This is a genomic window from Clostridia bacterium (genome assembly GCA_035561135.1).
Taxonomy (GTDB): Bacteria; Acidobacteriota; Terriglobia; order Terriglobales; family Acidobacteriaceae; genus DATMYA01.
The window spans coordinates 98,095-111,276 of sequence record DATMYA010000072.1 but is presented as its reverse complement, the minus strand read 5'-3'; the positions used below and the strand labels follow the sequence as shown (position 1 = coordinate 111,276).

Genomic DNA, 13,182 nt, shown 5'->3' with positions numbered 1-13,182 from the left:
TCCACAACCCACTTAAAGCCACACGGATGGTTTTCGGCTGGGTTACCGCCCATGATCAACATCATGTCTGTGTTCTTGATGTCGACCCAGCCGTTGGTCATTGCGCCGCGTCCGAATGTTGGTCCCAAACTTGAGACCGTGGGTCCGTGTCAAACACGTGCCTGGTTTTCCAGGCACGTCACCCCCATCGCACGCATGGTCTTCACGATCAGGTAATTGAATTCGTTCGTATCGGTGCAGCCCCCTGAGAAGGCCATCGACTCGAAACGATTCACGGTTTTTCCGTTTGCATCCTTCTCCACGAAAGACGCGTCGCGTGTCTTCTTTGTCCAGTCGGCGATCTCGTCAATAGCCTGATCCCACGAGATGTACTCCCATTCGCTGGAGCCGGGACGCCGCACCTGCGGCCGAAGCAAACGCCGGTCGTTCACGATGTCCTGCAACAAAGACGATCCTTTAGGACACAGCGTTCCGCGGTTGATGGGGTGATCGGGGTCGCCTTCAACGTGAACGACGTGAGGCGTTACATTCTTCGCGCCATCTCCCATCGTGTGAATGATGACTCCGCAACTGACCGAGCAATACGGACACGTGCTTCGCGTCTCAGTCGTCCTTGAAATCTTGAAAGCTGCCGACTGGGCATAGAGTGGCTGGAGGTCGAATCCGAAAATCGAGACACCGATTCCTCCGACAACCCCAGTTTTCAGGAATGAGCGGCGAGAGAGTTCCATGGTTCCCCCAATCGCTGAATCACAACTTCGAAAAGCACCCCAGAGGTGAGCACCCCGGAACAGTGGCGTTGGGTGCGCCACCTTACAAGTGTGGGAGACATTACATCCGATTGAAAGCAACTGTCAATTTCAGCTCCGAATTCGGCACAATCCGATTTGTATCGGAGTTCTGCTGGTTAAAAACCGAGCAGATTGGGAGTGATTTTCGTGTACCCCTGCTCCGCTGCCCAAACATCGAGCGCCGACAAAGCGACCTCGTCGACCACAGGTACTGCACGGCCATCCACGCTAAGGTCGACGCTTTTCAGGTAATGTTTGCAGGTATCACAGGCTTCCACGCGCATGTGGGAGAACTCCTCGGCAGAGAAGCGAGGCAACTTATCCTCCTCTGTTTCTTCACACCATGGACAGACGACCCGGCGATATTCCCACTCAGTCAGGCAGAAGGAACATTGCAGCCGGCGCTTCGCGCCATCGCCTTCCGGACGCAGGACCGCCAACTGCGGAAGAGAGTCGCACAAGGTACAGCGGTTCGCGGTCGCCAGCTTCTCGGGATATTGTTGGGCCAGGTTCTCCGCTATTGGCTGGAGGATTACCCGGGGGAAGAACCACTCTGGGCCGCCGTACGCGAGAGCAGATGGCTCCGCATTCGAGAATCGAACAGTCGCTGCCAGAGTGTCGCGCAGGTATCCCATGCCTCGCCTCCGCATCTCCTGCGCCACAGAGGCAAGAGTTGTGGGACCATGCCGCTCCGTAATGTCGAAGAGGACGCCCGCGTGGGGGAGCGCAAGCTCGATGTCGATCTGCTGCCGCAACGGTATTTCGGAACGAAACTGTGTACTGCATTCAGCCGCATTGCAGGCAATGCGTGACTGCAGGTCGAGCACCTGCAGGTAGAAACTCAGCAATTCTTCGGACGAGGCGTGCTCTCCTCGCAATCGGATTGCGCGTTCGGTACGTTGTGTCCAGTCTGTGGACGTTTGTTTTTGCATCGCTCCAATCCGCTCCTCTTTCAGACACTTCAATCGCAACGCTCGCTCTCGCACTCAAGATTCGCGCTTTCGTACCGTGTGAACTGTCAGCACGGGGCAAGCTGCTTGGGCGACCACTGCGTAGGCATTATCCGGCAGGTGTGCAGTCCAAGCTTCTTCGCGGCGCACGTCCATCACGAGCAGATCGGCCGGAAGTTCATGCGCGACCGCGATGATCATACTCGTGGGCGATTTGCTGAACTCTATGCGGCAGTTAGCGGCTGCCGCCAACTGTGCGTCTCCGGGGATCAGACCTGCGACCAGTTCCCGGCATTCCGCCTCCCGTTCGAGGCTTGGGCGTGCAGGTGTGTCTTGCGCCATTACGTGCAACAGGGTAAGCGTTGCCCCGTTCTTCTCCGCAAGAGAAACAGCGTAGTCGAGTGCACAGTGAGACTCCTCGAGCGGATCGACTGCGTAGAGAACATTCCTCAATTTTCCCGGTAACGCAATGTCGTGCGTCTTGGGCCCGATTGTCAGGACGGGACAGTCGGCTTCGCGAAAGATCGCCTGCGCAACCGAACCTAATACAAGCTTCTTCAACCCCGACCTGCCGTGCGTCCCCAGTACGATCAGGTCAACATTCTCCACCGCCATCAGGGTCTTCACGACCTCCGGCACGTCGCCGTATTTGAGCCAAGTTTTGTACTGGATTTCGTTCAGCCGCTGCGCCCATGATTGCAGTTGCTCTTCAGCGGCCTGCTTTTCGCGTTCAATGTCGTCAGGCAGCGACTGCGGCGAGAGCAACTCGTTGGGAATCCCGGGGCGTATAACGTGCAGCAGGTGAATGGTCGAATCATAGCGCTGAGCGATTTGTGCGCCGTAATCCAATGCTTTTGCGGAATATTCGGAGAAATCGGTGGCGACGAGAATATTACGCAGGGAGACTCGTGCTCCAGTTGTGACTGCGCTCATTAGGCCGCCTCCAGTACCTTCTGCATCCACATAGCTTGCTGCGTCTTCACGGCTTAGAGTGCACCGGTGCCCGATACGTTTCGTTGGCCGAGACTTCACCGGCTCCAGTTAGATGATTTCCGGGACAAGTTGGACAGTAACTATCTCTGCGGCGCTCTGCCTATTTGTGGGTCATCTCGCTTTGGCCAGCGAGTACTACGCGCTCCACGAGCCGGCGCGCATGTGTGGGGCAACAATCACAGGGCTGCGTGACTTTCACGACACGCCTGCGTTATAATTCAGAAGTTAAGACTATGCGGATCTGGCACAAGTTCGTTTCTGCAAGCCTGGTGCTGATGGCATTATTGTTGCCATCGCTCTCTTTGGGCGTTTGTTCGCCAGTCGCCGCCAGTCCCATGCACTGCCCTCCGGATTGTCCGATGATGGCCGAAGGGGCACAGCAGCACGGAACTGAGCTGAGTGCAAATGAGGCTCCACCCTGCTGCACGGTAAGAAGCTCGCACACCGCTCCGGTTACGGAATCCAGCATCACGCCTCCCGTCGTGGCGGTTGTGCCGTCCTTGGTTGTAGTGGAGTTCAGCCAGCCCACTATTCCTGAGACTGCGCACGATGTGGACACCTCCCCACCGGTGCTCACAGGCTCTCAATCTCTCCTCTGCACTTTTCTAATCTAGCTTTTCTTCTCGCGTAGCGACCTGCACAGGTTCGTTTGTGCCTGTGCGTCCACGGTCTTTTCAACGAGAAGAGAAGGATCATGTTCCGAAAATTATTGTTCGCATTCCTTTTTACTGCGGCAATTGCCGGAGTGGCGCAGGAGCCGCAATCGCCTGTTTCAGGCAGTAGTGCGTCGTCCATGCAACCGCTGACTCTGGACGATGTAGTCCGCGAAGTAATCACCTCCAATCCTGCAATCGCAGGCGCACGCAACACGGTCGAGGCACAGCGCCGTCGCGTTGTACAGGCTGGCGCGCTCCCCGATCCTAGTCTCACCGTCTCCTGGATGGGCGACCCAGTGCCGTTCAAGACGATGAGCATGGACCCATCCAGCTATCGCGGCCTCACAGTCATGCAGATGTTCCCGCTGGGCGGGAAACGTGAATTGCGGAGGGAGATGGCGCGCAAGGAAGTTGGCGCATCCGAGGCCGACCAACTGGCGACTGTCCGTCGACTCACAGCAGAGGCGAGAGCGGCCTTTTATGAGTACTTCTACAACGACAAAGCGCTGGGAATAACAAATCGCAACAAAGCTCGTCTGAACCAGATCGCCGACATTTCCGAAGCTCGTTATAAGGTCGGAAAAGCGATGCAGCAGGATGTTCTGCGAGCGCAGGTTGAGGTGTCGATGCTGCTGCAACGCTCCGTCGCGCTCGAACAGCAGCGCCAGATTGCCGCTGCCCGCCTGAATACGCTCATGGGGCGGCCGATGGACGCACCACTACCTCCAGCGGCCGAAGTCCAGAAGGATGCGCTTCCAGACCTCTCGGTCCTTGCTCCCGCTGCGGAAGCAAACGACCCGATGCTGAAGCGCGAGCAGAGCATGGTGGATCGCAACAAGGTGGCGATCACCATGGCCCGAAAGGAATACGTTCCTGATCTTTCGGCCGGTTACATGTACCAGCAGCGATCAATGATGCCCGACATGCATGGCCTGCAGTTCACGATCAACCTGCCCATCTTCTACAAGTCGAAGCAGCGCGAAGCAATTGCACAGGCGAAGCAGGAACTCTCCGCGGCCGAGCGAAGCCGGGAAGCGAGGCACCTGGAACTCAGCTACGAGTTGAAGCAAATGTACGCAATGGCGGTAAGCGCGGACAAGATGCTGGATTTATACGACGAGGCGATCATCCCGCAGGCGGAGCTCGCACTTCGTTCTGCACAATCGTCGTACTCGGTCGGTACCGTTGACTTCCTCACCGTGGTAACGAACTTCTCGACCATCCATGGCTACCAGATCGACTACTACCGCCAACTCGCGGACTACGAAATTGCGCTGGCCCGCATTGAGGCACTCACTGGCGATCTGACCCAAGTTATTAGCAAGGAGGCAAAGTAATGCAACGCCATTCTAAGAAGATCCTTCGTGTAACCGCGGTACTGGCCGTGGTGGTTCTGGTCGCGATCGTGTTTGTTGGTGGGCGGGTTCTGAAGACGAGGACTACAAGCGCGCACTCAGACCACCAGGCTCAAAGTGGCGAGCGCAAAGTCCTGTACTGGTATGACGCAATGAATCCCCAGAACACGTATCACAAACCGGGGAAAGCTCCTGACGGGATGGACCTCGTCCCGAAGTACGCCGAAGCAGAAGCCGTAGCGGGCGACAAAAAGATTCTGTACTGGTATGACCCAATGCACCCGAACTACAAGTCCGACAAACCTGGCATCGCGCCTGATTGTGGCATGGATCTGGTGCCAATGTATGAAGGCCAGGGCGGTGTTGAGAACGGGATGATAAAGGTAGCGCCGGAGCGTCAGCGTGCGCTTGGCGTCCGGACATCGCAAGTTGAAGAACAGGTAATTTCACGCACCGTTCGCACCTCCGGCCAGATTGTGGCAGACGAGACGCGCATCGCGCATGTCCATGTGAAGACTCCCGGGTGGATCGAAAACGTCTATGTCGACTTCGTGGGACAACTCGTCAAGAAGGGACAGCCGCTGTTTACGATCTACAGCCCTGACCTTGTCGCAACTCAGGAAGAGTATCTGATCGCCAAACGCGGACAAGAGTCGCTCGGAAACTCTCCCTACCATGACGTGGCACACAGCTCCGAGTCACTGTTGGCTTCCTCGCGTCAGCGACTCCGCTTCTGGGATTTGAGCGAAGCTCAAATTAAGCGCCTGGACGAGACAGGGCAGGTGAATAAGACAGTCACTGTCTATTCGCCAGTAACGGGCTATGTCACGGATCGGAAGGCATTTCCACATATTGCCGTAAATCCGGACACGGACATCTACACAGTCGCTGATCTCTCGCGGCTCTGGGTTGTGGCGGATGTGTACGAGTCTGAAATGCCGTATGTGAAGGTTGGCCAGCCAGCAACGATCACTCTGAGTTACATCCCAGGCAAAACCTATAAAGGTCGCGTCACCTACAGCTATCCGATGCTTGATCCGGCGACGCATACCGCGAAGGTACGGATCGATGTAGCGAATCCCGGCCTGATGCTGAAGCCGAACATGTTCTCTGATGTGGAGCTTCAGATCACCTATGGGAAGCACGTCATTGTCCCGCAGGAAGCGGTGTTGAACAGCGGCAAGATGCAAACCGTCTTCGTCGTCCACGACGGCGGAAAGTTTGAGCCTCGCGAGGTGACGGTCGGTCCGACTGTGGATGGCAATACGATCATCGAGTTCGGACTGGAAAAGGGCGAAACGATTGTAACTTCCGGGAATTTCCTGCTCGATTCGGAGAGCCGGATGAAGTCCGCTGTTGGCAGCGAGCAACCACGGTGAGGAGCGTAACCATGATGAGCCAATTACTAAACCGTCTGTTCACCAGGCCAACGTTCTCCGGCGTACCTCGGAGGTGGACCCGTGATTAACAAGATCATCCAACTCACTGCCGATCACAAGTTCATGGTGCTGATGCTTGTCGCAGTGGCATCCGTGTTTGGCTGGCACTCGATGCGGAACACCAAGATCGATGCCATTCCCGACCTCAGCGATACGCAGGTCATCGTGTACGCGAAGTGGGATCGTAGTCCGGACATCATCGAGGACCAGGTCACATATCCGATTACTTCCGCACTGCTCGGAATGCCGAAGGTGCGGGACATCCGAGGCTTTTCGGATTTCGGATTCTCATACATCTACATCGTCTTCGAGGAAGGTACTGACATTTATTGGGCGCGCTCCCGCACGCTCGAATATATGAACTCGGTGACGCCGCGACTGCCAAAGGGCGTCAACGTTGAACTGGCAAAGGATGCGACCGCTGTTGGCTGGGTCTATCAGTATGCCCTGGTCGATGAGACCGGCCAGTACAGCCTGGAGCAGATGCGTAGTTATCAGGACTGGTATTTGCGGTATGCGCTTCAGGCAGTGCCAGGGGTCGCCGAGGTCGTTCCGGTCGGCGGATTTGTGCGCGAGTACCAGGTCAACATTGATCCCAACCGCCTGCTCGCCTACAAGCTGCCGATCAACATGGTGTCGGAGGCAATCCAAAAGTCGAATAACGACGTCGGAGGCCGGCTTGTCGAATTCTCGGGCCGCGAATACATGGTACGCGGCAAGGGCTACATCAAGTCGCTCGATGACATCGGCAATATCGTCGTGATGACGAATCCGCAATCCGGCACGCCGGTGCGGGTGAAGGACGTTGCAACCGTAACGTTCGGTCCCGAGATGCGCAGAGGCGTGGCGGACCTCGACGGACGCGGCGAAGTCGTTGGCGGCGTCGTCATCATGCGCTTCGGCGAAAACGCTCAGAAGGTGATTGAGCGCGTAAAAACCAAGATCGCCGAGGTGCAGCCGACACTTCCAAAGGGCCTGACACTGGTCACTACCTATGACCGTTCTGACCTGATTGATCGATCAATCGACAATCTCAAGCACACGCTCGTAGAAGAATTGATCATCGTCAGTGTCATCATCCTGATATTCCTGTGGCACTTCCCTAGCGCTGCAATCCCGATTATCACGATCCCGATCACGGTTCTACTTGCATTCATCCCGATGCAGATGTCGGGGATGACTGCGAACATCATGTCGCTGGGCGGAATAGCCGTTGCAATCGGTGCCATGGTAGATGCCGCGGTAGTTGTCGTCGAACAGACTCACAAGAAATTGGAACACTGGGAGGCCGAAGGTCGAAAGACCGACTACAAGGAAGTGATCGTGTCGGCAGTGAAGGAGGTTGCCGGCCCTAGTTTCTTTGCGCTGCTGGTGATCGCCGTTTCGTTCCTGCCGGTCTTCGCGCTGGAAGGACAGGAAGGCAGGATGTTCAAGCCCCTGGCCTTCACGAAGACTTTCGCCATGATTATTGCCGCTGTTTTGGCAATCACCCTCGACCCTGCCATGCGGCTGATTTTCACGCACATGAAGCAGTACGACTTCAGTCCGAAATGGCTGTCGCGAATCGCAAATGCCGTTCTGGTCGGCAAGATTCACAGCGAAGAAAACCATCCGATCAGCCGTCCGCTGATGAAGCTATACCATCCGGTGGTCGAGTTTGTTCTCGAATACCGATGGTTGACGATAGGCGCGGCCGTTTTGTTGATGGTAATCACGGTCCCTGTTTACTCGAAACTCGGCTCGGAATTCATGCCGCCGCTCGATGAAGGAACCTTGCTATACATGCCGACCACGTTGCCTGGCGTGTCGGTCGCGGAAGCGACCGGCATACTGCAAGAGCAGGACCGGATTCTAAAGAGCTTTCCTGAGGTCGAGCGGGTCTTCGGCAAAGCGGGGCGAGCGGAAAGCGCCACAGATCCCGCGCCGTTCTCGATGATGGAAACCACCATCGCTCTGAAGCCGCACGATCAGTGGCCCAAGCGGAAGCGCTGGTATTCCGATGCAGCGCCTGATTGGTTACAGGGAGTGCTGCGACGCTTCTGGCCCGACCACAAAACAACCGATGAATTGATCTACGGTGCCGGCGGACTCAATGAGGCACTGACATTTCCCGGCGTGGCGAATGCCTGGACGATGCCCATCAAGGCTCGCATCGACATGCTGACAACAGGTGTGCGAACACCAGTTGGCGTGAAGGTGCTCGGTTCCGACCTGGCCGAAATCGAGAAGATAGGCCTGGAGGTGGAAGCGGCGCTAAAGAACGTCCCTGGCACGACCAGCGCCTTTGCCGAGCGCACCACGGGCGGCTACTTCCTGGACTTCGACTTGAGGCGGGATCAGCTTGCTCGTTATGGATTAACCGTTGATGACGCGCAAATGGTTTTGATGTCGGCCATCGGCGGCGAACCAATCACGACCACCGTTGAGGGACGCGAGCGGTATCCGGTGAATGTTCGCTACCTGCGCGATTACCGGAGTGACGTTCAGTCGCTCGAACGCGTACTGGTCGCGACACCCTCGGGCGCTCAGGTTCCTCTCGGCCAAATCGCCACCATCTCGATGAAGAGCGGTCCGGGAATGATTCGCGACGAGAATGGACGCCTCAGCGGGTACGTGTACGTAGACGTCGCTGGCCGCGACATCGGCAGCTATGTGCAAGACGCTCGCAATGCGGTCCAGCAAAAGGTGAACGTTCCGGCCGGTTATCAACTGGTGTGGAGCGGACAGTACGAATCCATGGAACGCGTGCGAGAAAAGCTGAAGCTTGTACTGCCGATCACGTTGTTCATTATCTTCCTGCTGCTATATGCCAATACCGGCTCGACGGTGAAGACGATGATCATCCTTCTCGCAGTTCCGTTCTCTGCGATTGGTGCGGTCTGGCTGCTGTACTTGCTTGGCTACAACATGAGCATTGCCGTTTGGGTTGGCCTCATCGCTCTGCTTGGTGTCGATGCCGAAACGGCGGTATTCATGCTGCTCTATCTCGACCTCGCTTATCACGAGGCCCGAGACAAGGGACGGCTGAACAGTTGGGACGACCTGCGCGAGGCAATCGTTCATGGTGCCGTGAAGCGCCTCCGCCCGAAGATCATGACCGTTGCCTGCATGTTCTTTGGACTTCTACCGATCATGTGGTCCACAGGAGCGGGCGCCGACGTAATGAAGCGAATCGCCGCTCCCATGATTGGAGGAATCCTGACCTCGTTCATCATGGAACTGATCGTCTATCCCCCGGTCTTCGCGATCTGGAAATGGAACTGGGAAGTTAAGCCGGCAATCGCCAGTCGTACCCAGGTGCCGGAAGAGCTGCATGTTGGTTGAGTTAGGCGTTATCGATTACGAACATAAACAACGAAGGAGCTAATTTTGAAAACGAAATATTTTGCCCTCGCTACTCTCGCGTTTGCTCTCAGTCTCTCCGGATTCGCTTCCGAGGCAACGTTCACCGGTGTGCTCACGGACGATATGTGTACGAAGAAGCACATGATGCCCGGCAAAACGAACGCCGAGTGTGTTCGTGAATGCGTGCAGCATGGAGCCAAGTATGTTGTCGTCTCCGGTGGCAAGGTCATCGAGCTAAAGGGAAACCAGGAGCAGTTCAGCGAGCTTGCCAGCAAAAAGGTCACTGTAACCGGAAACCTCGCAGGCAAGGCTCTGACGGTCACGACGATTAAAGCAGCTCAATAGTTTGGAAGCGGGTGCGCTACCGCACCCGCTTGCACTTCCCCGCCCTCGTGAGATTTTGGAACTTTGGCGCCTGGCATCGCACGTGGCCGGCCCGCATTGACAAGGAGAACGGATGTCTAATCGCACCGACAAACGCGAACAGTTTTCTTCAACGACTTCTAGCAAGTCACGCTGGCTTGCTTTATCTATCGGCGCGGCGATTGCGATAGCTCTAATTGCTTACGTCGTACTAGCGGGCCCGGCGTCCTCGGCGTCATCGACGCCCAAGGTAACTGCCCAGAACGGAATCGTTCGTATCCCGTTGGCACAGATCGGTCCAACAGCGTCATTCTTCGAATACCAGACAGAGAAAAACACGAACGTTCGCTTCTTTGTTATGAAGAGTTCCGATGGCGTATACCGCGCCGCGGCCGACGCCTGCGAGGTCTGCTACCGAGACAAGCAGGGATACCAGCAGCAGGGCGACGACATGGTTTGCAGGAAGTGCGGACAGCATTTTGCATCGAAGGACGTAAACGAGGTAACGGGCGGATGTAATCCGAGCGCAATTCATCGCACGATTCAGGGCGATAGCCTGCTGATCGCCGCCGCCGATCTAGAGGCACATTCCGGGCTGTTCTAGCGAGGACATGAATCATGCGTGTAAGCAGTATCGCCTTCGCTAATCTCCGGCGCCGTCCAGGAAAAGCGATGTTTCTGTCGATTGGCATCGCCATAGGGATAGCTACTATCGTTGCGTTGCTTACTTTGACGAGTGCAATCCAAGAGGAGATCGGCTCACAGCTCGATCAATTCGGGGCGAACATTGTGATCGCTCCGAAGTCCAATAACATTGCGCTCGATTACGGCGGCGTGGCAATTCCAGGAGTGACCTTCGACGTTCAAGAGCTGCGCGACGATGACGTGCAGCGCATCCGCTCAATTGCATATCATTCACGGCTAAGCGTCATCGCACCGAAGGTGTTGAGTGTGGCTGAAGTTGAGGGCACGCAGACACTGATCGCCGGCGTCGATTTCAAGAGTGAGCTGAGGTTGAAGCGTTGGTGGCGGATCACTGGCGATCAACCCACCAATGCCGGTGACCTGCTTGTTGGTTTTGAAGTCGCCAGACGGCTTGGGGCGGTTCACATCCCGGATAAGGTGGACGACGCCGGCCACCAACACGGGAAGCCGTCTCCCGGCGATGAACTCCACCTGCTCCGGCGTTCGGTCATGATCGCCGGAAGTCAGCACCGTATCGCCGGAGTGATCGGCGATACGGGTGGCCCCGAAGATCGCATGATCTTTGGAGATCTGCGCCAGGTCCAGGAACTAGCCAACAAGCAGGGCCACTTGGATCTGATTGAGGTGAGCGCCCTGTGTAAGGGATGCCCCATCGATGACATCGTTGCGCAGATCCAGCAGCAGTTACCCAATGCGAAGGTGTCCGCTATTCAGCAAGCTGTCCGCGCCCGAACCGAGATGGTGGATCGGCTGACGAAATTCTCTTCTGTCATTTCGGCTGTCGTCCTTCTGATCGGCGCATTACTCATTTTTACGACCATGACCTCTTCTGTCGTAGAGCGTACGAAGGAAATCGGCGTCCTCCGGGCGCTGGGCTTCCGCCGCATGCACGTCGTGCAGCAGTTCTTGACGGAGATCGCGGTCATCAGCTTCGTCGGTGGATTCCTCGGTTGGTTCGTGGGTTCGGCCGCCGGCCGCCTGGCATTACCCTACTTCACCGACTCGGGAATGAAAGGCAGTGCGAGCGTCATCGTATTGCTTGCGTCTATAGCCAGCTCGCTCGTAGTTGGAATGTCGAGCAGCATCTATCCCGCTCTTCGTGCATCCCGCATGGAGCCATCAGACGCCGTTCGATACGTGTAGAGGTTCGAATGTCATTAATTCAGATGAAGAACGTTGGCAAGAGCTATGGATCAGAACAGTCTTTGACAACTGTTATGTCCGAAGTCAATCTATCAATCGCCGAGGGCGAGTTCGTGGCGCTCATGGGTCCATCCGGTTCGGGGAAGAGCACGCTCTTAACTGTGCTCGGCGCGATGAACAGGCCCACGGTCGGAACTGTTCATATCGATGGACTCGACGTATACAGTTTGAGCGATGCCAAGCTGGCAGACTTCAGGCGCGAATACCTGGGCTTCGTTTTCCAGCAACATCACTTGATGCCGTACCTCAGCACAGTTGAGAACGTAATGTTGCCGCTGGCACCTATTCGCAAGACAACCCGGCAGAAACGACAGAAGGCGCTCGAACTGCTTGACCGCGTCGGACTGGCCGACAAAGCGAAACGATTGCCGAACCAGTTGTCGGGTGGTGAGCAAGGCCGCGTTGCCATCGCACGAGCCCTCGTAAACGATCCACCGCTGTTGCTTGCGGATGAGCCTACCGGAACCCTGGATACCCAAACCGGAGAGAACATTATGCGTTTGTTCCGGCAACTGAACCTTGGGGGCCAGACAATCTTCATGGTTACCCACAACCCGGAGAACGCACGCGAAGCACATAGGAGTCTCTTCATTCGCGATGGCCGGCTTGAGTGTCCGTGCGAAGAACCTCATAGTGCAACTGCAACGAACACGATATCTTACACAGCTGCAAAGGAGTCACACGTATGAACCGCCAAGCACGAACAAACACGCTCCAAGGCTACTGGCCTGCATCTCAGGCATATATCCTCGCCGTGATTACTCTTGTCGTTGGGTTCGCGCTTGGTTATCTCGTGCGTGGCTCCGGTCAGCCCTCCACTACGTCCGTCTCGTCCACGGCGCAAAATCCGACAGAACAAAACGCCAATGCGACCGTCGCACCAATGCTGCGCCAACTGCAGCAGACTCCTCGCGACCCGCAGCTCCTTGCGCAGATCGGAAACCATTACTTCGACTCCAAAGACTATCCGAAGGCGATTGATTACTACCGCAAATCTCTCGAGGTCAGGCCTGGTGACGTCGACGTACGAACCGATCTCGGAACGGCTTTGTGGTACGAGGGGAATGCCGACGAAGCGCTGAAGGAGTATGAGCAGTCCCTGAGGGATGAGCCGAACCATCCACAAACATTGTTCAATGTCGGCATCGTCAAATGGCAAGGGAAGAAAGATGTTCAGGGCGCAATAGAAACTTGGGAGTCATTGTTGAAGAGATTTCCTGATTACCCCGAGCGACAGCGCGTAGAGGGGCTGATAAAGCAATTGAAGTCCGGTGGCGCGTAACCAACGTCTTTCGAACAAGCGAAGGATCAGCTTTGTGCGGCTTATAGGAAAGAAGCGGGTCCTCCGCTGCAAATGTGAGTTGCCAATCTCGGCGGTTTTT

At 56.2% G+C, this 13,182-nt stretch carries 12 protein-coding genes; 8 read left to right on the top strand and 4 right to left on the bottom strand.

The window, feature by feature from the left end; genetic code table 11:
- Nucleotides 1–149: 149 nt before the first annotated feature.
- From VN622_15775 to VN622_15760, 4 genes are all read right to left on the bottom strand, one after another.
- Nucleotides 150–731, bottom strand: coding sequence for a hypothetical protein (locus VN622_15775; protein ID HWR37320.1), 582 nt, complete (start codon nt 729–731; stop codon nt 150–152).
- 176 nt (nt 732–907) lie between these two features.
- Nucleotides 908–1,723, bottom strand: coding sequence for a formate dehydrogenase accessory protein FdhE (locus VN622_15770; protein ID HWR37319.1), 816 nt, complete (start codon nt 1,721–1,723; stop codon nt 908–910).
- 54 nt (nt 1,724–1,777) lie between these two features.
- A complete protein-coding gene (locus VN622_15765) occupies nt 1,778–2,674 on the bottom strand; it encodes a universal stress protein (protein HWR37318.1) in 897 nt (298 codons plus the stop codon).
- Nucleotides 2,675–2,945: 271 nt separating this feature from the next.
- Nucleotides 2,946–3,293: a hypothetical protein gene (locus VN622_15760; GenBank protein HWR37317.1), complete on the bottom strand. Its 348-nt coding sequence runs from the start codon at nt 3,291–3,293 to the stop codon at nt 2,946–2,948.
- 135 nt (nt 3,294–3,428) lie between these two features.
- Between VN622_15760 and VN622_15755 the strand changes: the two genes are divergently transcribed.
- From VN622_15755 to VN622_15720, 8 genes are all read left to right on the top strand, one after another.
- On the top strand, nt 3,429–4,727 hold the full coding sequence (locus tag VN622_15755) for a TolC family protein (protein HWR37316.1): 1,299 nt from the start codon (nt 3,429–3,431) through the stop codon (nt 4,725–4,727).
- Nucleotides 4,727–6,124: an efflux RND transporter periplasmic adaptor subunit gene (locus tag VN622_15750; GenBank protein HWR37315.1), complete on the top strand. Its 1,398-nt coding sequence runs from the start codon at nt 4,727–4,729 to the stop codon at nt 6,122–6,124. Before VN622_15755 ends, VN622_15750 begins: the two co-directional genes overlap by 1 nt.
- An 81-nt stretch (nt 6,125–6,205) precedes the next feature.
- A complete protein-coding gene (locus VN622_15745; GenBank protein HWR37314.1) occupies nt 6,206–9,508 on the top strand; it encodes a CusA/CzcA family heavy metal efflux RND transporter in 3,303 nt (1,100 codons plus the stop codon).
- Between the two features lie 45 nt (nt 9,509–9,553).
- Nucleotides 9,554–9,874: a hypothetical protein gene (locus tag VN622_15740; protein HWR37313.1), complete on the top strand. Its 321-nt coding sequence runs from the start codon at nt 9,554–9,556 to the stop codon at nt 9,872–9,874.
- A gap of 112 nt (nt 9,875–9,986) precedes the next feature.
- The gene (locus VN622_15735; GenBank protein ID HWR37312.1) at nt 9,987–10,496 is read left to right on the top strand and encodes a DUF2318 domain-containing protein; all 510 of its coding nucleotides are present in this window, start codon (nt 9,987–9,989) and stop codon (nt 10,494–10,496) included.
- Between the two features lie 68 nt (nt 10,497–10,564).
- Nucleotides 10,565–11,740 carry an FtsX-like permease family protein gene (locus tag VN622_15730; protein ID HWR37311.1) on the top strand — a complete coding sequence of 392 codons (1,176 nt, stop codon included), beginning with the start codon at nt 10,565–10,567 and terminating at the stop codon, nt 11,738–11,740.
- 8 nt (nt 11,741–11,748) lie between these two features.
- Nucleotides 11,749–12,489 carry an ABC transporter ATP-binding protein gene (locus VN622_15725; protein ID HWR37310.1) on the top strand — a complete coding sequence of 247 codons (741 nt, stop codon included), beginning with the start codon at nt 11,749–11,751 and terminating at the stop codon, nt 12,487–12,489.
- Nucleotides 12,486–13,082 carry a tetratricopeptide repeat protein gene (locus tag VN622_15720; protein HWR37309.1) on the top strand — a complete coding sequence of 199 codons (597 nt, stop codon included), beginning with the start codon at nt 12,486–12,488 and terminating at the stop codon, nt 13,080–13,082. The genes VN622_15725 and VN622_15720 overlap by 4 nt, the downstream gene beginning before the upstream one ends.
- The last annotated feature ends 100 nt before the right edge of the window (nt 13,083–13,182 follow it).